The 21,461-nt window shown below is 44.0% G+C and carries 18 protein-coding genes; 11 read left to right on the forward strand and 7 right to left on the reverse strand.

Annotated elements, in window-relative coordinates; genetic code table 11:
* Positions 1–45: 45 nt before the first annotated feature.
* Positions 46–393 (forward strand): hypothetical protein, encoded by a 348-nt coding sequence (locus tag M9196_RS13935; protein ID WP_250618135.1) that lies wholly within the window; start codon positions 46–48, stop codon positions 391–393.
* A gap of 71 nt (positions 394–464) precedes the next feature.
* Here M9196_RS13935 and M9196_RS13940 read toward each other — a convergent pair whose 3' ends face one another.
* Positions 465–1,349 carry a sigma-70 family RNA polymerase sigma factor gene (locus tag M9196_RS13940; RefSeq protein WP_250618136.1) on the reverse strand — a complete coding sequence of 295 codons (885 nt, stop codon included), beginning with the start codon at positions 1,347–1,349 and terminating at the stop codon, positions 465–467.
* A 336-nt stretch (positions 1,350–1,685) separates the two neighbouring features.
* On the opposite strand from M9196_RS13940, the gene M9196_RS13945 reads away from it, so the two are divergent.
* From M9196_RS13945 to M9196_RS13960, 4 genes are all read left to right on the forward strand, one after another.
* On the forward strand, positions 1,686–2,021 hold the full coding sequence (locus M9196_RS13945; protein ID WP_250618137.1) for an Hpt domain-containing protein: 336 nt from the start codon (positions 1,686–1,688) through the stop codon (positions 2,019–2,021).
* Between the two features lie 6 nt (positions 2,022–2,027).
* Positions 2,028–2,621 carry a CoA pyrophosphatase gene (locus tag M9196_RS13950; protein ID WP_250618138.1) on the forward strand — a complete coding sequence of 198 codons (594 nt, stop codon included), beginning with the start codon at positions 2,028–2,030 and terminating at the stop codon, positions 2,619–2,621.
* Between the two features lie 273 nt (positions 2,622–2,894).
* Positions 2,895–4,145 carry an aromatic amino acid transport family protein gene (locus M9196_RS13955; RefSeq protein ID WP_250618139.1) on the forward strand — a complete coding sequence of 417 codons (1,251 nt, stop codon included), beginning with the start codon at positions 2,895–2,897 and terminating at the stop codon, positions 4,143–4,145.
* Positions 4,146–4,232: 87 nt separating this feature from the next.
* Positions 4,233–5,594: an L-serine ammonia-lyase gene (locus M9196_RS13960; RefSeq protein ID WP_250618140.1), complete on the forward strand. Its 1,362-nt coding sequence runs from the start codon at positions 4,233–4,235 to the stop codon at positions 5,592–5,594.
* Between the two features lie 145 nt (positions 5,595–5,739).
* On the opposite strand, the gene queD is transcribed toward M9196_RS13960, so the two are convergent.
* The 4 genes from queD to M9196_RS13980 are packed head-to-tail and all read right to left on the reverse strand — an operon-like array spanning position 5,740 to position 8,900.
* Entirely contained in the window at positions 5,740–6,102 is a 363-nt protein-coding gene (gene queD / locus M9196_RS13965) for a 6-carboxytetrahydropterin synthase QueD (protein WP_250618141.1), read from the reverse strand.
* A 59-nt stretch (positions 6,103–6,161) separates the two neighbouring features.
* Positions 6,162–7,295, reverse strand: coding sequence for a hypothetical protein (locus M9196_RS13970; protein WP_250618142.1), 1,134 nt, complete (start codon positions 7,293–7,295; stop codon positions 6,162–6,164).
* Positions 7,296–7,299: 4 nt separating this feature from the next.
* Positions 7,300–8,316 carry a glycosyltransferase family 2 protein gene (locus M9196_RS13975; RefSeq protein WP_250618143.1) on the reverse strand — a complete coding sequence of 339 codons (1,017 nt, stop codon included), beginning with the start codon at positions 8,314–8,316 and terminating at the stop codon, positions 7,300–7,302.
* On the reverse strand, positions 8,313–8,900 hold the full coding sequence (locus tag M9196_RS13980) for a hypothetical protein (protein ID WP_250618144.1): 588 nt from the start codon (positions 8,898–8,900) through the stop codon (positions 8,313–8,315). The genes M9196_RS13975 and M9196_RS13980 overlap by 4 nt, the downstream gene beginning before the upstream one ends.
* Before the next feature lie 322 nt (positions 8,901–9,222).
* Here M9196_RS13980 and M9196_RS13985 point away from each other — a divergent pair, with 322 nt between their 5' ends.
* The 6 genes from M9196_RS13985 to M9196_RS14010 all read left to right on the forward strand — a co-directional run bounded on the left by M9196_RS13985 (position 9,223) and on the right by M9196_RS14010 (position 17,233).
* Positions 9,223–10,842 (forward strand): methyl-accepting chemotaxis protein, encoded by a 1,620-nt coding sequence (locus M9196_RS13985; protein WP_250618145.1) that lies wholly within the window; start codon positions 9,223–9,225, stop codon positions 10,840–10,842.
* A gap of 164 nt (positions 10,843–11,006) precedes the next feature.
* A complete protein-coding gene (asnS, locus tag M9196_RS13990) occupies positions 11,007–12,407 on the forward strand; it encodes an asparagine--tRNA ligase (RefSeq protein ID WP_250618241.1) in 1,401 nt (466 codons plus the stop codon).
* Between the two features lie 247 nt (positions 12,408–12,654).
* Positions 12,655–12,954, forward strand: coding sequence for a hypothetical protein (locus M9196_RS13995; RefSeq protein WP_250618146.1), 300 nt, complete (start codon positions 12,655–12,657; stop codon positions 12,952–12,954).
* A 247-nt stretch (positions 12,955–13,201) separates the two neighbouring features.
* On the forward strand, positions 13,202–14,392 hold the full coding sequence (locus M9196_RS14000; RefSeq protein WP_250618147.1) for an amino acid aminotransferase: 1,191 nt from the start codon (positions 13,202–13,204) through the stop codon (positions 14,390–14,392).
* Positions 14,393–14,596: 204 nt separating this feature from the next.
* Positions 14,597–16,486, forward strand: coding sequence for a DUF294 nucleotidyltransferase-like domain-containing protein (locus M9196_RS14005; RefSeq protein WP_250618148.1), 1,890 nt, complete (start codon positions 14,597–14,599; stop codon positions 16,484–16,486).
* Positions 16,487–16,516: 30 nt separating this feature from the next.
* Positions 16,517–17,233: a 3'-5' exonuclease gene (locus M9196_RS14010; protein WP_250618242.1), complete on the forward strand. Its 717-nt coding sequence runs from the start codon at positions 16,517–16,519 to the stop codon at positions 17,231–17,233.
* Positions 17,234–17,352: 119 nt separating this feature from the next.
* Here the strand turns inward: M9196_RS14010 and M9196_RS14015 are convergent, their stop codons facing one another.
* Together M9196_RS14015 and M9196_RS14020 are read right to left on the reverse strand one after the other, a co-directional pair.
* Positions 17,353–19,236 carry a methyl-accepting chemotaxis protein gene (locus tag M9196_RS14015; RefSeq protein WP_250618149.1) on the reverse strand — a complete coding sequence of 628 codons (1,884 nt, stop codon included), beginning with the start codon at positions 19,234–19,236 and terminating at the stop codon, positions 17,353–17,355.
* A gap of 505 nt (positions 19,237–19,741) precedes the next feature.
* On the reverse strand, positions 19,742–21,313 hold the full coding sequence (locus M9196_RS14020) for a BCCT family transporter (RefSeq protein WP_250618150.1): 1,572 nt from the start codon (positions 21,311–21,313) through the stop codon (positions 19,742–19,744).
* Positions 21,314–21,461 lie beyond the last annotated feature (148 nt).

Consider the following 21,461-nt stretch of genomic DNA (forward strand, 5'->3'; position numbering starts at 1 on the left):
ATCATACAACACTCCATGTTAGTATTGTATGAAAAGGTCAAGATTATGATTTTTATGTATAAATTTGTTGTAAACAAGCTAGATACTCAATACTGTCAAGCGCCACCCACTGACAGAAAATTGAATAAAGCCGATATTCCATTAGAAGAAATAGAAATGAGAGAAATGCTATCGGCTTGGTATGACACCGCATATCAACCACTCATCAAAGCGAATAACGATGATAATGATACTCGAGCTGAAAGCGCGCGTCTGAAGAAACTAGAAACAACGTTACTTGTTGTATTGAAGAATAAAGCCTATCAGGCGGCTTTCGAGCGTATTTTAACGACAACGACAGCATCAATAAGTAAAGACAGGCTGCTAAGACTACTTATGGAATCAAAAGGGTGATACACGACGCAATAACACTGACATCTCGTACAATTCGTTTCCCTTTCAGGGGGAATAAATCCAAATGTGGGTTAGTTAATCCAACCGTCAAACTCAAGTTTCTTTTGCAGTTTAGATACCCCCTCTTGTTGCAACTGCCTAACACGTTCTTTTGATAAACCGTATTTGGCACCCAATGCATCCAACGTCAGCGTTTCCTCACCAAATAATCCAAAGCGATGAATCACTATATCTTTGTACTTATCTGGCAAAGTCATGACGACCTGCTCTAAATTTTTAAGCAACTTTTCATCATAGCAAACTTCATAAGGCTCAGGGATAGCCTCAGAACTGCAGTTGTCCAATGACAAATAGGCTTTATCTATAATGTCCACAGAAGAGCTAGACTCGATAAAACCACTCATGTGAATCAATTCGCTAATATGGTTTTGTGATTTATCTGCAAGTTCCGCGATCTCTTTCACCGAAGGTGCGCGTTTCAAGTCCGCACTCATTTGATTTGTCTGCTTAGACAAACGGTTAATTTCTTTAATCACATGCACGGGTAAACGAACGGTTCTACCGGTATTCATCAACGAAGACTCTATACTTTCCCGGATCCACCAAACGGCATAAGTACTAAAACGAAACCCTTTATCAGGGTCAAACTTATCTACCGCCTTCATGAGCCCCAAATTTCCTTCTTCGATGAGGTCCAAAATCGTATGATTACTCAGGCCTCTCTTGGTATAACCTCTTGCTATTTTTACAACCAGCCTCAGGTTAGATTCAATCAGGACGTCCCTCGCTGAATTTTCACCCCGTCTTGCCATTGTCGCATAATGAAACTCTTGCTCTGGCGTAAGCAAATCTATACCGACAACATCACTCATGTATTGGGAGTAGAAATCAAGGCGTTTTTCACCGTTGTCTGATGCTGCAGCTGTCGAGCCCCTGCTGTTTATCCTTGCGCCCATAACATGCTCCTCTATCCCTATTGTGTATTAATCGCCGTGTGTCGAGGTATTAAATCATTGTAATAAATACCGTCCAAATAAGCATAGGCATGTTTATCCTATGCATCAAAGTTTACAACCAAAGATTAATGAAGATAGTACAAAAATTAGTAGAAAAGCATTAGTTTGATGAGCAATTAAACTAATAAGTTTAGGTAGTACAGCTAGATTGCTCATTCGCATCAGTTTCTATTTTCATTTTTTGCTGAGCTGTACTATTTTGTAACGGTATGAAGTTGAAAAATAACATTAACTCTACACTCAAAACCCAACAGACATTCACAGAAGGATCTTAGAATGATTGATTTTGAAGTATTGCGTGGCTACATGGACAATGACGAAGACATCATCGCGGCAGTATTTATGGCGTTCATGGAAGAACATGAGAATGGATCAGAAACGCTTCAAAACCTTTATCAAAGTCAAAACTGGAGCGAGCTATTTATCACAGCCCATTCCTTGAAAGGCATACTGGCCAGTTTCGGCGAAACAAAAGCGGTCGACAAACTAGAGGCCATTGAAGGAACAACGCGTAACAATGAATCTCCTAATGCAGAAGATATCGATTTTGTCGTCAAAGAAATGCAGGTGATTAAAAACCAAATTAACGAATATCTAGCGTCAGTAGCGTAAGGGCCAATGACACGAATCGAGTTTTTACAACGCTTTCAGCTTCATTTATTGGCTGACTATCACCCTGAATCAAAACAACGCTCAGCTCATGTACAGCAATTGTCACATCGTTCGGCAAGTGTACTTATTGGTTTGGTTGAGCGCGAAGGAAGGTTGCATGTCATCCTTACAAAAAGAGCCCATCACCTCAAGCACCACCCGGGGCAGATCAGCTTTCCTGGTGGTAAAGTGGAAGACAGCGATACCAGTGTATATTTCACAGCGTTAAGAGAAGCGAATGAAGAAATAGGCATTAAATACGACGAGATTAACATTGTAGGTCATTTACCTGATCTACTCACAATTACTCGTTTTCACGTCACGCCTGTAGTTGCATTTGTTGATCCCGGTTATCAACCGCAAGTAGACAAAAATGAAGTCGATTATCTATTCGAGGTACCACTCGAGTTTCTAGCTCATACCGCCAATATGACAACCCAGCGGTTTACTATTAAAGGGGCAAATCATCGAGTTCTAGCCATTCCTTATCAATCTCACTTTATATGGGGAGTCACCGCGCAAATCATCGAAAGCTTACAAACTCAACTTTTACAACAGTAATTTTACTCAAACAAACATCCACCCAAAAGCCCGCAACAACCCCCTCACAACCCAGCAACACCAAGCAATCGTTTACGTAAAGATAGATTAGTTTTACTAATGAATAAGGCAATTAAACTAATCTGTAGCACGCAAAAAACGTGAGCTAAATAACGAATTCATCAGTACAATGAATAGACACCACCAAATCATGACCTAGATCTAATTTTTACAAGTAAAAACATTGCAAACTCCTCCCGACTTATTTCCTGTTCCCAAAATGAGTAAAACTTAATGACTACTTCAACTTCTACGGCGTCAAGCCGCACTTCATCTAAGTGGAATTACAAAGATTTCACTTGGGCTTTATCACTTTTTGGTACTGCTGTTGGTGCCGGTGTACTTTTCCTACCAATTAAAGCGGGTGCTGGTGGCTTTTGGCCATTAGTTATCTTATCCCTAATTGCTGCTCCAATGACTTGGTTCGCGCACAAAAGCTTAGCGCGTTTTGTTCTTTCAGCTAAAAACCCAGATGCAGATATTACCGATACGGTAGAAGAACATTTCGGTAAAACTGGCGCAAACCTTATTACCTTTGCTTACTTTTTCGCCATTTACCCTATCGTTCTAATTTACGGTGTAGGTATTACCAATACTGTGGATTCATTCCTAGTAAACCAAATGGGTATGGAGTCCATCCCTCGCTGGTTACTGTCTGGTTGTTTAATCGCGGCAATGACATGTGGTGTGGTATTTGGTAAAGAGCTGATGCTAAAAGCAACGTCAGTGATGGTATACCCATTGGTTGCTATCCTACTTGCTCTTTCACTATACCTAATCCCAGATTGGAATACTTCAATGGTTAGCGTTAGCCCAGACTGGGGCTCAATGCCAGCAGTTATCTGGCTTGCAATCCCTATCATTGTATTCTCATTTAACCACAGCCCAATTATCAGCCAGTTTTCTAAAGAGCAGCGTCGTGTATACGGTGATGATGCAGTAAAGAAAACAGACATGATCACTGGCGGTGCTGCGACAATGCTTATGGGCTTTGTCATGTTCTTCGTATTCTCTGTTGTATTGTCTCTTTCACCAGAGCAACTTGCGACAGCACAAGAACAAAACATCAGCGTATTGTCCTACTTAGCGAACGTTCATGAATCTCCACTGATCTCTTACCTTGGTCCAATTGTTGCCTTCGCTGCAATTACATCAAGCTACTTTGGTCACTTCTTAGGTGCTCACGAAGGTTTGGTTGGCTTAGGTAAGTCTCGCTCTACAATGCCAGTTAAGAAGCTTGAAAAAGGCTCTTTGTTATTCATTGTTATCACTACTTGGATTGTTTCTATCATCAACCCAAGCATCCTTGGCATGATTGAAACAATGGGCGCACCTATGATTGCGGCTATCCTGTTCCTAATGCCTGTGTTTGCAATGCGCAAAGTACCCGCTATGGCTAAACTGCAAACTTCTGCTCCTGTACAAATTTTTACAGCAGTGTGTGGTATTGCAGCCATTACTTCTGTAATCTACGGCGCTTTTTAATTGACTCCATCAATTAATAAAATAAACAACCTATAACAATAATATAAGCCTCCTCATTCGAGGGGGCTTTGCTAGAGGTAAATCAGTATGATCAGTGTTTTCGATATCTATAAGATTGGTGTTGGTCCTTCAAGCTCACACACTGTGGGCCCAATGAAAGCAGGTAAAGAGTTTATTGATGACTTACGTTCAATGGGCAAATTACGTGACATCACCAAAATTACCGTAGATGTATATGGATCACTATCACTGACAGGGAAAGGTCACCACACAGATATCGCAATTATTATGGGTTTAGCAGGTAACTCACCTGAAAAGGTAGATATCGACTCGATTCCAAATTTTATTGCGCGCGTCGAGGAAACTGAGCGTCTTCCAGTTGGTATGCACTGCCATACTGTGTCATTTCCGCGCGATGGCGGAATGAACTTCCACTCTTCAAACTTATCGCTTCACGAAAACGGCATGCAAATTCATGCTTGGATAGATGACGAAGTAGCGTACTCAAAAACCTACTACTCGATTGGCGGTGGCTTCATTGTCGACGAAGAGCACTTCGGCAAAGAAGAAACATCTGCAATCAAAGCGCCGTACGAATTTAACACCGCTGAAGAATTGGTGAATCAATGTAAAGAACACGGTTTGTCTATCAGTACCCTTGTGATGGCCAATGAACACGCTATGTATTCTGATGAAGAAGTTCGCAGCTACTTTGCTAACATTTGGAAAACCATGCGTGAATGTATGGAACGCGGTATGAATACCGAAGGTATTTTGCCTGGTCCATTGCGAGTACCACGCCGCGCATCTGCATTACGTCAGCAGTTAATCACCTCTGAAAAAACAACAACCGATCCAATGGCAGTTGTAGACTGGGTGAACATGTACGCGTTTGCGGTAAATGAAGAAAATGCAGCGGGTGGTCGTGTCGTAACCGCTCCAACCAATGGCGCTTGTGGCATCATCCCAGCGGTATTGGCTTACTACGATAAGTTTATCCAAACCGTGACAGAGAAAGACTACATTCGCTACTTTGCTGCTTCTGGTGCGGTAGGTGGTCTTTATAAGCAGAACGCTTCTATTTCTGGCGCGGAGGTTGGCTGTCAGGGTGAAGTGGGTGTGGCTTGTTCTATGGCTGCAGCCGGTCTTGCTGAGCTTATGGGCGGAAGTCCAGAGCAAGTGTGTATGGCGGCAGAAATTGCAATGGAGCACAACCTAGGACTAACTTGTGACCCTGTCGCTGGGCAAGTTCAAGTACCATGTATTGAGCGTAACGGTATTGCCGCGGTTAAAGCAATTAACTCAACTCGTATGGCACTTCGTCGCGCCTCGGCGCCACGCGTGTCTCTAGATAAAGTCATTGAGACAATGCTTGAAACCGGTAAAGACATGAACGCTAAGTACCGTGAAACCTCCCAAGGCGGACTTGCTATCAAGGTTGTGTGCTAAACCAAGCGAACAAGTGCTCAAGACCCCTAAATGTTTGAGCGCTTGAGCGCCTAAGCTACTCAAACAAAAAAACCGAAGCATCCGCTTCGGTTTTTTTATTCGCTTTATAACAGCTCAATACTTTTCGTCTTCAAAAAGCGTGTGGCTACTCGCCGATATAAATACAGCCAGCCGTGCACGTCTCTTTAATTTCTACTTTGCTTAGCAATGGCAAGCTTGGCTTCAGTTGTTGCCAAATCCACTTTGCTAGCACTTCACTTGTAGGGTTTTCTAACCCTTCAATGTCGTTCAAATAGTAGTGATCCAGGCGATTATAAATTGGCTTGAATGCCGCTTTTATTTCAGAAAAATCAATCACCCAGCCAGTGTGTGGATCCACTTCACCTTCAACATAGAGACGCACCAAAAAAGAGTGTCCATGTAAACGTCCGCACTTATGCCCTTCTGGCACATGTGGAAGATGATGAGCAGCTTCAAACATGAACTCTTTATACAACTCAGTTTTCATAGGGTATCTCTGGTAAAAAATGACACGCAATCCTACTGAAAACCGAGTCGTATCTCAAGCTATACAGTAAAGAATACGTTTGAGAAAAATCCAATGGTGATAAAAGTTGAAACCGCTGAGCACACAAGTAGCATCGGCATTCTTGCTGCTGGATAGCGCTCAAGCAGAATAAATATTGCTAAGTAAGTAGGATAAAGCCCAAATAAGTATCTTGGCATAGCGTTCACGCCGGATGACAGAGGAATCAGCAAGTTGATCAACATAAATGTCGCTTCAGCATAGCGTTTATTGTAAAACAAATAGCCATTCAACATTAATCCCAATACCGATACCACCACTAAATAGCTTTTTGCTCCACCCGTTTCTATGCCATACATGAGCCACTCAAGAGGGTGACTAAACACTCTTCCCCAAGCGATTTGAATGTGACCAAACGCTAATGCATCGCCCATATGAAAATGAAGAAAAACCATATAGCCAAAGAATCCCAATGGGATTAGCCATATTGCCGTGAGAACCGATAGTGCATTGTTTTTCAACCGAACAAAGTTAGAGACTCCGTACGCCTGTATACCAAATATTAGAACGGAGAAAACCAGCATAACGCCTAAATTACGAGTAATAGCCGCCACTAAGCCAAGCAGGCCAACAAGCCACCAATTCTTGCGATAACACGCAATAAAAACACCACTTATAAGTGCGATATATAGAGGCTCGGAATATCCTGATAACGCATAAACCGTATAGGGTGAAAAGCACATAAACCAAATAGCAATATCTTGGATGTCGTTGCTAAATGATTGTTGCTTTAGAGCCATCACAAACACGACAACGCTAAGGATAAAAGTAAGATTAGAGACCACTATTAAGGCTAGGTTGGTATCACCAACGAAAATTGACATCCACTTACCTAAATAAGGAGACACTGGCATAAACGCCCAATTCGCCGCATTGCCGTTTTTCATATAAGTGGGAATCAACGCATACCCATCATCTGCAATTCGTTGGAACCACATGCAGTCAAAACGACAAATTTGCTGCCAAAGATCCATGTTGACCACTGATTCTGGGTTATAGGCGTAGGTACCCGCTAGCCCTAAACTGTAAAACACCGTCCTGCTGACAATAACAGCGAGAAAAATGGTAAACCATTGTTGCTTAGAGAGGGTAAGAGAAGGTTGTACATGCTGCATTCGATTAACTCGCCTTTTTAGCTAGATAGTTAGTCAGCTCTAGATCAACGTCTTTCGTACCGTTTTCATCTCCATAACGACCATACACCCCTTCTACCAAATAGATGGGACGTTGCTTAAGTTCTCGGTACATGCGGCTAATATAGCCACCAATAATGCCCAGAGAAATAAGTTGAATCCCACCAAGAAAAAGAACGACGCTAATCGTAGATGCATAGCCCGGTGTTTTGACATCAAAAAACGTGGCGCCAATAACAATTTTCAACATAAAGATGAAAGCGAGACAAGAAATTGCGCACCCCACAAACCCCCAAATTCTCAACGGCCAAGCGGTAAAACTGAAGATACCATCGACGGCAAAATTCCAAAGCTTCCAGTAGTTAAATTTGGTCTCACCACTATGCCGCTCCGGACGATGAAATTGGACACCAGTAGAACGAAAGGCCGACCATGCCATTAAACCTTTCATAAACCGATTGCGTTCCGGCAGTTGGCGTAATGCATCTATCACGACCCTATCGATTAAACGAAAGTCCCCCGCATTTTCTGGAATTTTCGTGTCTGACGTTATCCAGTTAAAGAATCGATAAAACCCGCCCGCCGTCAGGCGCTTAAACCATGAATCTTTGGAACGGTCGACTCTGACGCCATAAATCGTATCCCACTGTTTCGTTTTCCATAACTCGACAAACTCTAGGATCACTTCCGGTGGATCTTGTAAATCAACATCCATAATTACGCAGGCGTCACCCTCTACGTAAGCAAGGCCTGCGGTCATTGCCGCTTCTTTGCCAAAGTTTCGAGCGAGATTGACCAAACTGACCTGTGAATCCGAGGCCATGACCGACTCAATGATCAGCTTAGTGTTATCGCCGCTTCCATCGTTGACAAAAACAACATCAAGGTTTGCTTTGATGGGTTTTAGCGCCGTGTATAGTGCATGCATGAATGGTTTAATGGATGCTTCTTCGTTATAAACGGGAATCAGTATTGATAAAGTAAAGTTGTTGTTGCATGTCATGAGGTCAATTCCTGAATAGAGATCTGCTTAACCGTTAAGCTCGCGGGGGTTTCAATTTGCCAATGTTGGAGCGGGAGACGTTGATCAATAGCCTCGACCGGAATAATTGCTTCTATCGCTTCTATTTCTAACGGCAATAATTTGATTTTGTTACCATCACCCAGCGTCAGATAGACGGGCTCAGTAATTGATTTTGACAATAACAGTTGAATCTTTACCGGGTGTTTAGGGAACTCGGCAAAATTAAAGAATAACCCACCTGAATGCAGCATGACTCTGCCTTCTTTAGTCGCTTCCTTTGCCCACCCAGTGCGACTCAAATACGGGGTTTTGTCACTGGTAACGATCACGCCTGCCTTCGGGAAAAGCATGTCTGTGTTTGTTTTCGCCCAATATTGGGTTTTCTTGTCTATATAATAAGTTTGATAAGCCAACGAGACATTAGGGTGTGCGGCAAGGTAAAGCGTCCATATATAAAAAGACGACAAGCAAATTAACAACACAAACATCAACGGACGACTAAAACGCGCATTTGACGTCTGTTTTGCATCCACTCTTTGTAATTCAATAGGTTGGGAAGGCATAAGCACATACATTTAGTTACATATGGTACTTGTTTTACGCCTGTCCCCTTGCCCGCCTGTCAGCACGCCGTCAGAAACTAATTAAGATTAGATGAATGCCGAATGTCGCATTGTGACTCATCTGAACTGCGAATGTTTGTTTTCACTTCCCTATCCGCAGGACCACACGCTTTCTCTATAAATAGCGCCAATTCTCATAAATATTAATCCTTTCAATAAAAACCATGAACTTTGCGAGGTTTTATAGAAATTCGACTTTTCCAATCCATTGAAATTAACTTACTATTCACGCTGTCAGCCCAACTTTTTAACAAAAATAATTATGCGACTTACTATAACGAATAAACTACTTATCGCGCTTATCTTGGTATTTGGTATCGTTGTGATCACCTCAACAACATACCAATATAATCAACAACGTGAGCTCATCTACTCCGTACTCGGTGAACAGCTCCATGACAAGGCGGGTAACTATTTCGACAGCCTTAATATGATGATGATCACTGGCACCATGGCGCAAAAAGAAACACTAAGAAATAAGGCGCTAGCGCAAGAGAATATAGAAACAGTAAGGGTCCTACGTGGCGACGCGGTCAGTAAGCTCTATGGTGCGGGTTTAGCCAACCAAGTCCCTATTGATGATATCGATCAGCGCGCGTTACTGGGAGAAACCGTATTAGAGCCCTTTAAAGCAGAATGGGGGACAGGACTCGTCGTTGCCCTTCCAATGAAAGCCAGTGCAGACTATCGCGGCACCAATTGTCTTTCCTGTCACATGACACAAGAAGGGGAAGTGCTTGGCGCTATCCGAATTGAGTACAATTTAAACCAAATAAATACCTTAGTTAATAAGCGCACGGCAATCGCTGTCGGCATCATGGCGGCCATCGCCTTTCTCGGTTACTTGTGCACCATTTTTATTGCTCGTAGATTCATTGTCGCACCGGTTCAAACGACATCTCGATTTATGAACCGAGTCAGTGGCAGTAAAGATCTCTCGGTACGCCTATCTCAAGACCAAAATGACGAAGTTGGCGATCTGACTCACGATATAAACACTTTTTTAGATACAGTATCCGAGAGCTTGAATAAAGTGCAATCAACGGCAAAGACTGTCAGCGTCAATGCTGACAAGTTGACAGAAATTGCCCAAAACAATGAGACCACCGCTAAAAGGCAGCTCAACGAAACGGCAGCCGTTGAAAGCAGCATGCAAATATTAAAAAATCAGCAAAGTACCGTAAGTGAAGCAACAGAGCGTGCTTCGGAACTCATGCAGCAAACTTGCGAGCTCACCAAAGTGAGTAGCGAAGAAGCACAAAACGCCAGCGCGGATATCGAATCTTTGGTTCAAGACATCGGTCAAGTCTCCACTCATATCTCTGAGCTTAATGAACAAACCGAACAAGTCTCCGCGATATTATCGACGATTAAAGGGATTGCTGACCAAACAAACCTGCTTGCTTTAAACGCGGCTATCGAAGCGGCAAGAGCGGGTGAACAGGGTCGTGGTTTTGCCGTCGTCGCCGATGAAGTCCGCTCACTCGCAAACCGAACCACTGAAGCCACCAACGACATAGAAACGATCATTGCCCAATTCCAACAAGGCAGTAGCTTTTCTGTGCAAGCCGTCAACAAAGTCTCGAGAACAGCCCATCAACGTGCGGATGAGGTACAAGCCTTAGCCAGTAAGATGCAAACCGTTGTCGAGCAAATCGAATCGACGACGAACATTGCCAATCAGGTTCAAACTCAGATACAAGCTAACCGTCAAACTAGTGTGAGTGTTGGACAAAAGACCGCCGTCATCACTGAACACGCCAACGAAACCTCTGGAGCCGCGACACAAACTCATCAAATCAGCATGGATTTGCAACAACTTTCTCATCAATTGGAGACATTACTTAATCAATTTGTATTGAATAGCCACAATAAAGGCTGATTAACCACAATAAAGGTTGAACCATGAAAATTGACAGGTAATATATCCGTTTGAAAAGAAATTTATACTCCACTCAATGTCGCGCTTATATTTTAAGCAACACACACTTATTTTAACGAATAAGCATTGAGTGGTTTTTTACCTCCATGGAGAAGATGAATAACATGACTTACGCGCCTGTAACAGACGTACTCGGCGGCAAGCTTGCGGTAGACAGTGAAGTAACTGTTCGCGGCTGGATCCGTTCACGTCGTGATTCCAAAGCTGGAATCTCTTTCCTTGCCATTTACGACGGCTCTTGTTTCGACCCGATTCAGGCCGTGGTCCCTAATAATCTTAATAATTACGACGACGAAGTACTTAAGCTCACCACTGGCTGCTCTGTTGAAGTAACAGGTAAGATTGTTGAATCTCCTGCGAAAGGTCAAGATTTCGAACTGGCAGCGACTGACGTTAAAGTAGTAGGCTGGGTAGAAGACGCAGAAACGTACCCAATGGCTAAGACTCGTCACTCTATTGAGTACCTTCGTGAAGTGGCGCACCTTCGCCCACGCACTAACGTAATCGGCGCGGTAGCACGTGTACGTAACTGCCTATCTCAAGCGATTCACCGCTTCTACCACGAGCAAGGCTTCTTCTGGACTTCAGCTCCGCTTATCACAGCTTCTGATGCAGAAGGTGCTGGTGAAATGTTCCGCGTGTCTACACTAGACATGGAAAATTTACCTCGCACTGAAGCCGGCAACGTGGACTTCAATGAAGACTTCTTCGGGAAAGAGACATTCCTAACGGTATCTGGCCAACTTAATGCTGAAGCTTACGCGTGTGCACTAAGCAAAGTGTACACATTCGGTCCTACGTTCCGTGCTGAAAACTCAAACACAAGTCGCCACCTAGCCGAGTTCTGGATGGTTGAACCTGAAATTGCTTTTGCAGACCTCGACGACGCAGCAAAACTGGCTGAAGACATGCTTAAGTACGTGTTTGCCGCTGTTCTTGAAGAGCGCCGCGACGACCTAGAGTTCTTTGCTTCTCGTATCGACAAGCAAGCTATCACTCGTCTAGAGCAATTCGTTGACGCCGACTTTGCACAAGTTGACTACACTGACGCCATCCAAATCCTACTAGACTCTGGTAAGAAATTTGAGTTTGACGTTGAGTGGGGTATCGACATGTCTTCTGAGCATGAACGTTACCTAGCTGAAGAGCACTTCAAAGCGCCAGTTATCGTTAAGAACTACCCGAAAGACATTAAAGCTTTCTACATGCGCTTAAACGACGATGGCAAAACAGTAGCAGCAATGGATGTCCTTGCGCCTGGTATCGGCGAAATCATCGGTGGTGCACAACGTGAAGAGCGTCTGGATATTCTAGATGAGCGCATGATTGCTATGGGTATCGACCCTGAGCATATGAGCTGGTACCGCGACCTTCGTAAATACGGCACAGTGCCTCACGCTGGCTTCGGACTTGGATTTGAGCGTCTAGTATCTTATGTAACCGGTATGGGCAACGTTCGCGACGTGATTCCATTCCCACGTACACCTCGCTCAGCTAACTTCTAAGCGCGTTTACAAATAATAAAAGGTCACCGTTTGGTGACCTTTTTTGCCCCTGCTCAGTCAATTCTCTTCCTGTAGATATAGCGGTTTCAACTCACATATCTGCACCCTTACGTTTCATTTTCAATTCATCATTTTGCTTGGTTTTTTTCTTCGCCAGCACTACATTTAAGTCAACGATGCTATATCTGAGTCAACAGCACGTATATCTGAATCAACAGCACGGCTGACATGATAGAAGGTGAAAACTATGAGTAAATTTACCGAATCTGATATTCAATATCGAGGCGAGTCCAATGGTGTTCATAAATGGGAAGCCAGCAACGGTCAACCTTATTATTGGCACCCTGACTGGCTTCACGTGGCAGAAGATGAAATGGGACTGCACGCCAAAGCGCAGCTAGATGTTGAGGACACCGCTACCCCATCAAAAACTCACGCCGCTTCGGCTGTAATTAAGCACCTAAATGACTGGGTTGAGTCAAAATTTGCTCAACATCCAGATATTGAAACTCAAGCACACGAATCAGAAATAGACCTAAAGAAATAGCGAGATCATTGATTCCAAACGCCAAATTGGCGTTTGGAAGTCCATTATCACTCGCGAGACCAACAATCGTTTCCGCTTATAAATTACAAAAAGAACGAATTAGCGCCCTTTTCTGCTCCAAATCAAACTAATTTTCTGTTTTCTTCTTTAATCTGGTTGTCACGTATGGCCTACAAAGGTATAAATAGGCTGTTATCGTCACAAAATATGTTCACATTTGCCCCTTCAATTAACATGGATGAAGATTATGTTTGAAAAAGTTGTAGCTGCACCCGCTGACCCTATACTTGGCCTCACTGAAGAGTTTAAAAAAGACACTCGTGCAGAAAAAATTAACCTCGGCGTTGGTATCTACAAAAATGAGCAAGGCCAAACCCCTGTTCTTGCTACCGTAAAGAAAGCTGAAGCAGCGCTGCTAGAAAATGAAAAAACAAAATCTTACCTGACAATTGAAGGGACTGCTGAATACGGTTTAGCTGTACAAAAACTGCTATTCGGTGCAGATTCAGCGATAGTTAGCGAAAAATTGGCAAAAACCGCGCAAGCTCCTGGCGGTACTGGCGCACTTCGTGTCGCTGGTGAGTTTATTAAACGTCAACTTAGCGGCGCTAAGATCTGGATCAGCAATCCAACATGGGCGAACCATAACGGCGTATTTGCGGCTGCAGGCATTGAAACAGCCCAGTACAGCTACTACAACTCCGAAACAAAAGACAAAGACTTCGCTGGCATGGTTGCTGATTTAGAGCAAGCGGCGGCAGGCGACATTGTTTTACTGCATGGCTGCTGCCACAACCCAACTGGCATCGATCCTACTGCAGCTGAGTGGGAGCAATTAGCGAAACTGGTAGCGGAAAAAGGTCTAATCCCACTATTCGACTTCGCTTACCAAGGCTTTGCAAAAGGCGTTGAAGAAGATGCGCAAGGTCTACGTACGTTTGCAAAATACAATAAAGAAATCCTCGTCGCGAGTTCATTTTCAAAGAACTTCGGCCTGTACAATGAGCGTGTAGGCGCCTTCACTCTGGTTGCCGCTTCTGAAGAAATCGCAACGACGGCCTTCTCACAAGTTAAAGGCATCATTCGTTCAATCTACTCAAACCCTCCTGCTCACGGCGCTGCGGTTGTGACGTACATCCTTAACGATGAAGCGCTTCGTGCAGAGTGGGAAAATGAAGTAGCAGAAATGCGTGATCGCATACAAGAAATGCGTGTCCTGTTTGTTGAAACACTAAAAGCAGAAGGTGTGAATGCCGACTTTAGCTTCATCGAACGCCAGAATGGTATGTTCTCTTTCTCTGGTTTGTCTAAAGAGCAAGTCAACCGCTTAAAAGACGAATTTGCCATCTACATTGTTGGCTCTGGCCGTATCAGTGTTGCGGGCATGACAAAGTCTAACATGACACCACTATGTAAAGGCATTGCAGCCGTTCTATAACGGTACTGCTATGCACAATTACGCGTGAATACGCCAATCATTAAGCGTATTCACAAGCTTAATAATCAACGCGTTAGCGGTTGTGCTTGCTAAAAATAAAGGTCAGCTTCGGCTGACCTTTTGCGTTTCTGCGTGTACTATTAAGCCATCACTATTACATTTAGATAGTCGTCAATTACATTTAAATAGTACTTAAGGCCGCACATGGACGCAGAACTCATAGAGATCCAACACTTTCTCGCCAGCTACCCACCTTTTGATGAATTACCAGAAGAAGCCGTGTTATATGCCTCTCAAAACATCGAGATAGCCTACTATCGGCAAGATACACCCATCATACATTTCGGTGACGAGATCAATGACCTTTATATCGTGAGAAGTGGTGTCGTAGAAGTGTATCGCCGTAAAGGCGAGCTCTATAACCGCTTAGATGAGGGCGATCTCTTTGGGCAAATGGGTCTATTGACCAATAATAAAGTCCGATTTCCTGCAAAAGCCGTCGAAGATACCCTTGTCTACTGCTTATCCGCCGACGTGTTTCAAGAGCTTTATGACAAGTTCGATGCCTTTGCCGACTTTGTAGAAGTCGAGGACCGAGTCAGACTGAGACAAACCGTCTCCAATAACAGCAACACCAATGATCTCACTACCTCAAAAGTTCGCACACTGCTCACTGGTGAAGCCGCGACTATTGATCGTCATAGAACGATTCAAGAAGCCGCTAAACAAATGGCGGACGAACAAGTCTCTTCATTACTGATCCTTAACCCCAACATTAGTGAGAACGATGAAGACGACTCATCGCCAATCGTCGGCATCATTACCGATAGAGACCTCTGTACGCGTGTACTCGCGCAAAACCTAAGCCCACAGGATGAAGTGGCCACCGTGATGTCTACTGACCTGATATCACTTGACCACAATGCCTATGTTTACGAAGCCATGCTTATCATGCTGCGCTATAACGTACACCATCTCCCTGTAGTAAAGAACAAAATCCCACTTGGCGTCATCGAGACCTCAGATATCGTACGCTATGAATCTCAAAATTCACTGCTGTTAGTAAGCAGCATATTCCAGCAACAATCCGTAGAAGAACTTAAACTGCTTTCTGACCAGGTTCAGGATAGTTTCGTACGCCTAGTCAATGAAGATGCCAACGCACACATGGTCGGAACAGCAATGTCGGTCATTGGCCGCAGTTTTAAACAACGTATTGTTGAGCTTGCGGAAGAAGAGCTTGGCCATGCGCCCATTCCTTATTGCTTCCTTGCCCTTGGCTCGATGGGACGTGATGAACAGCTAATGGTGACGGACCAAGATAACGCTATCATTCTTGACGACAGCTACGACGAACAAAAACACGGCGCTTACTTTAAGGCATTCTCAACCTTTATCTGTGATGCGCTTGCGGACTGCGGTTATACCTATTGCAGCGGCGACATTATGGCGACCAACCCTGAGTGGCGAATGACCAGAAAGGAATGGGAAGCCTGCTTCTCTGACTGGATTGATGATCCAAATCCTAAAGCGTTACTCAATGCCTCCATCTTTTTCGATTTGGATGGGGTTTACGGCAAACTCAAATGGGCCGAGCAGCTCAATAGTTTTATTGTCAGAAGAGCCAGAAAGAATAACCGCTTCCTTGCCTGCTTAGCGAGAAATGCCCTCAATCGTACCCCTCCACTAGGCTTTTTCAAAGATTTTGTAATGGAAAAGGATGGGCAACACAACAATTCCATCAACCTAAAACGACGTGGGACGGCGCCACTCGCTGACTTAATACGTGTCCACGCCTTGGCGGTTGGGTCACGCTCTACTAACTCCTTCGAGCGCTTAGATGACATCCACGATGCAGGAATACTGCCCAAAGGGCGAGCTCGTGACTTAAAAGATGCGATGGAATTCATCTCAATGGTTCGTATCAGCCACCAAGCAATGGATGTTCAGATGGGAATAGAGCCGGATAACAACATAGAACCAGAAAATTTATCCGACTTCGAACGTCGTAATCTTAAGGATGCATTCCAAGTCTTGAGTAATGGTCAAAATTTCCTAAAATTTCGCTATCAAGCTAACAACAATTTCAAATAGCGTCAGACTAAATGGTGAGTGTGGATTATGATAAAAAAGCTATTTAGTGCGCCGAGCATCCAGTGGCAAAGTAAATTTAAAACATTAGCTGGCCGGGCTCAGGATGAGCGGCTGCAATCGTTTTACGCTAAAGGGTTACCCGACAGCGAGACTCCGCTCAAAGATGTCTCCTTTGTTGCACTAGATTTTGAGACGACGGGATTAAACCCTGAAAAAGATGGCATCCTGTCGATAGGTCTTGTGCCTTTTACCACTTCAAGAATACGGATTAACGCCGCTAAACACTGGACGGTAAGACCCAAGGCAATCTTAGAAGAAGAATCTGTGGTCATTCATGGCATCACGCATAATGACATCTTAGATGCACCAAAATTTAAAGATATCCTTGGTGATGTGCTCGATTCTTTGGCAGGGCATATTATTGTGGTGCACTACAACCCCATTGAACGTGGTTTCTTTGATGATGCCTTGAAAGGTATGATTGGTGAAGGCATCGAATTCCCTGTCGTTGACACGATGCAAATTGAATCCATCTATCAAAAACGCGTAACAGCAGGTGTGATTAACATGTTGAAGGGGAAACAGGCGGACTCCGTTCGTTTAGGGCAGACTCGCCGTCGCTACGGGCTGCCTGACTATCCGCCCCATCATGCGTTAACCGATGCCGTGGCGACCGCAGAGCTGCTTCAAGCGCAATTAGCTTATCACTACGATGAAAACGCCGTGCTCAACGATATCTGGATATGAAGACACGTTGATCTGAACATATCCGCAATGCAACCTTTCGTCTTGCATCGGATGGTGTGCACCAATAAAAAAAGGCTCTGATGAGCCTTTTTTAGTTTTTAGATTAGAGTGTTACCTCATTAAATTTTAAACCGGCCAATCTCGCGACCTAACTTCTGGGAGAGTTCTGACAACTCTACGGCTTGTTGAGCGGCGTCGTGCGCTTCTTCTGCGAGTTCATCAGAAACATCGCGGATACCCTGAGTATTGCGTGTAATCTCAGAGGTGACTGACGCTTGCTCCTCTGCCGCCGTTGCGATTTGCGTGGCCATATCACTGATTTGACCTACCGCCGCCAAGATTTGAGTCAAGCTTGCTGCTGCACTGTTTGCATCGTCCACACTGGTTTCGGCTAAACCGCGGCTATCATTCATAATATCGACCGCTTTGCCCGTTGTGGCTTGTAGTGTCTCAATGGTCTGCTGAATCTCTTGTGTCGATGCGTGAGTACGTTGACTTAACACTCGCACTTCGTCCGCAACCACAGCAAAACCTCGACCTTGCTCACCCGCTCGCGCGGCTTCAATCGCGGCATTAAGAGCCAGCAAATTTGTCTGCTCGGCAATGCCTTGAATCGTCGATAATATGGTGTTAATACTACTACCATGCACTTCAAGTTCACGAATTACCGCGGTAGCAACATCCACTTCTTGAGCAAGATTCTGAATCGAATTTTGGGTCGCGGATACTTGACCCGCGCCATGATTACTCGCCTCTACTGCCTCTGAAGAGTTACTCGCGGTCATATCTGCGTTATTGGCAATTTCTTGAGTCGCCGCTGCCATCTCGTTAATTGCCGTGGCAACCATATTGATTTCGTCTTGCTGCGTTTGAATACGCTGACTACGAACTCGCGCATGACTGGCCGTGTCTTTCGCTTGCGCAGATAAGGCGACCGATACATCGGTAAGCTTCATGATCGTTTCGTGCATGTAACTAACAAACGTGTTGAAGTTACGAGCTAACTGCCCCACTTCATCATTACTTCTTGGTTCTAAACGGCTGGTTAAATCCCCCTCACCTGACGCGATTTCCGCCAGTGCTTTAGACACTCGCGCCAAATCATTAATGAGAAAGCTCATCATCCAAGAAGCGATGGCGGCAACAAAAATAACGATGACAACTGAGGTCAGTATTAACTGCGTAAGAGCACTGTTCAGTTTCGCCAGCTCGGTTTGCTTATCTAACTCTACTGCAAGTACCCAGTTCGTTTCTGGAACCTTAGTAAAGTACAACATTTTGTCTACGCCTTGGATGCTCACTTCCGTCATATCACCACGAGACGCTAACTCACTAATAGCAGAGGCCGTCAATGTCGGGCTCAGCTGTGTCATTGGTTTTAATAACAAAGACGTATTCTGGTGGGCAAGAAAGGTGTTGTTGGATAAATCAATCAGCATCGCGCTGGCATTACGCCCTACGTTCAAACTAATGACGTCTTGCACTAAGTGATCAATCAATACATCCGCACCCACAATGCCAACTAAACGACCATTTTTTTTCACTGGTTCTGCAATAGTGACAAGCAAAGCATTGGTAATGGCATCTTGATATGCCTCGGTGATGATCTGTTTATTCGCCGACACAGCATCTTGGTACCAAGGACGGGTTCTAGGATCGTAATCTGCCCGGTTTCGCTCAGGGTGAGAGCGATACATTCTACCATCTGGAGTACCTAAAAATATGTCATCAAAGCCTCCAGCTACACGTGCTTGTCTGAGGTATGGCACTTTATCTTCGGCTTCCGAAAATGAATTAAACGCGGTCGCAATCGACTTCCTAACGCCAATCCAATTCTCTATCCCTTCGACTGCGGCATGCGAGACGTTATTTGCTCGATCTGAAATAGCAGTATGCGTTTGTGTTGACAATTGTTGCGCGGATAAGATGGTCAATACCACTGCCATCAATAGTACAGCAGATAACATTGCTGTAATTAATTTTTGTTTTAGAGATAATGTCATTGATTATTATTCTTCTCGTCACTGAATTATTAACTAATCATGGTCGTCATAATTAGTATTGCGCGCAGATAATATATAAATTCCGACACAAAATCGACCGTCAATATTTTGTCTTATTTTATACAGTACCATATTTATGCTTATATTATTCCAACTGATTTAAATGATATTATTCACACCAACTCGCCCATGGACACCTCGCCAACTCACCTTTCAATAAAATAAAAAAACCATCGTAAGGCATTGAATTAAATAATTAATTCAATAAACCCAGCAAGGCCCATTTAATAGCTTACATGTAAACGATTGATTTAATTAATAATTAATAAATTACTCAATGTAAGATTGCAACACTGAATAACAGAAAATAACACATCACTGTTAGCGAATTAATAAGCAAGGTTTAACATGACATAATATCGATTAGATCAAAAAAGAGCAGCTAAGGCTGCTCTTTTTTCATTATTATAATTTACTTACATCAACACACTAAGCTTCACATCCACTAGGTGCGTTCTGTCTTCATACCCATAAGCAGACTCACACACATTGCAAGCAATATAAAGGTGAATGGCAACGCCGATGAAATAGCCCCTGCTTGCAGAGCTTGGATAGCTTCGCTACCACCAATCCACAATAACGCGACTGCAATAGCACCTTCCATGAAAGCCCAAAACACGCGCTGAATAACCGGTGCATCTATTTTACCACCAGCGGTAATGCTGTCGATCACCAAAGAGCCAGAATCTGAAGAAGTAATGAAGAACACCAGAACTAGGATCACTGCGATAATAGACAGTAACGTACCCATTGGTAGCGCATCAAACATTTCAAACATAGCCAGTGGTACGTCACGTAAACCATTTGCACCTAGCGTACCAACTTGATTAACCACTTGGTCAATGGCAAGACCGCCAAATACAGACATCCAAATAATCGTGACAGATGTCGGAACAATCAGTACTGCTGTAATGAACTGTCGTACTGTACGTCCTTTAGATACGCGCGCAATAAACATACCGACGAATGGGGACCAAGAAATCCACCATGCCCAATAGAATACTGTCCAGCCGTGCATCCACGCTTCGTCATCACGGCCATGAGGATTACTCAATGGCACTATATTCTTCAAATACGCGAACAAGGTATCAGGAATCGATGCGAACGTGACCGCGTATCCAATTAAAGCGACTAAAGCCAATAGAATAAATGCCACGATCATATTAATGTTACTGATGACCTTAACACCACCATCAATACCACGTAATACCGAAACAACGGCAAGCAGAGTCACGACCGCAATAACGATCACTTGCAGCGTCATGCCGGACTCAACACCAAAGACATGATGAATACCACTTGCCGCTTGCTGTGCACCTAAACCAAGAGAGGTGGCTAAACCGAACAAAGTCGCCAGCACCGCAAGAATATCAATGATATGCCCTGCCCAACCCCAAGCTCTATCGCCTAAAATAGGATAGAACACGGAACGCATCGAAAGCGGTAGACCTTTGTTATAGGTAAAAAATGCTAGAGATAAAGCAACAACACCGTAGATTGCCCATGGGTGCAATCCCCAGTGGAACATAGTGGCGCCCATCGCTAGCTCGCGAGCTTCTTCTGTGTTGGCAGTAACGCCTAGAGGGGTTTCATACCATCCCGTGAAGTAAGCCACAGGCTCTGCGACACTCCAGAACATGAGGCCAATACCCATACCCGCGGCAAATAACATCGCGAGCCATGACATAAAGGAATAATCTGCCGTTGCGTCTTTACCACCTAAGCGTATCTTACCAAATGGCGAAACAATCAAGCCCAAGCAGAAGATAACAAAAATGTTACCCGCCCACATAAATAGCCAGTCGAACTTATTTATGATCTGCCATTTAATTCCATCCAACGCATTTTTCGCTGTCTCGGCATCGACAACCACAGCCAACACGAGCAAAAGCGCAATAAAACCTGCACTCCAGCCAAATACTGGGTTGTGTACGTCAAATCCCCATTTTTGGACATTATCTTGTCCAATTGTATAGTCAGTACTGTCAATACTGTACTTATCAATACCTTTTGTCATCGTTCCTCACCCTGACGAACTGCTATCCATCAAAATATTTGTGTACTAAGAAATACCAACAATCCGTACGAAACAGACTGAGTTATCACTCAACTTTTAGTGCTACGAGAATTTTAGTTTAGCAAAAAATGTCTGAATTATCATACAG

Origin of the sequence: Vibrio methylphosphonaticus (assembly GCF_023634655.1) — a bacterium.
GTDB lineage: Bacteria > Pseudomonadota > Gammaproteobacteria > Enterobacterales > Vibrionaceae > Vibrio > Vibrio methylphosphonaticus.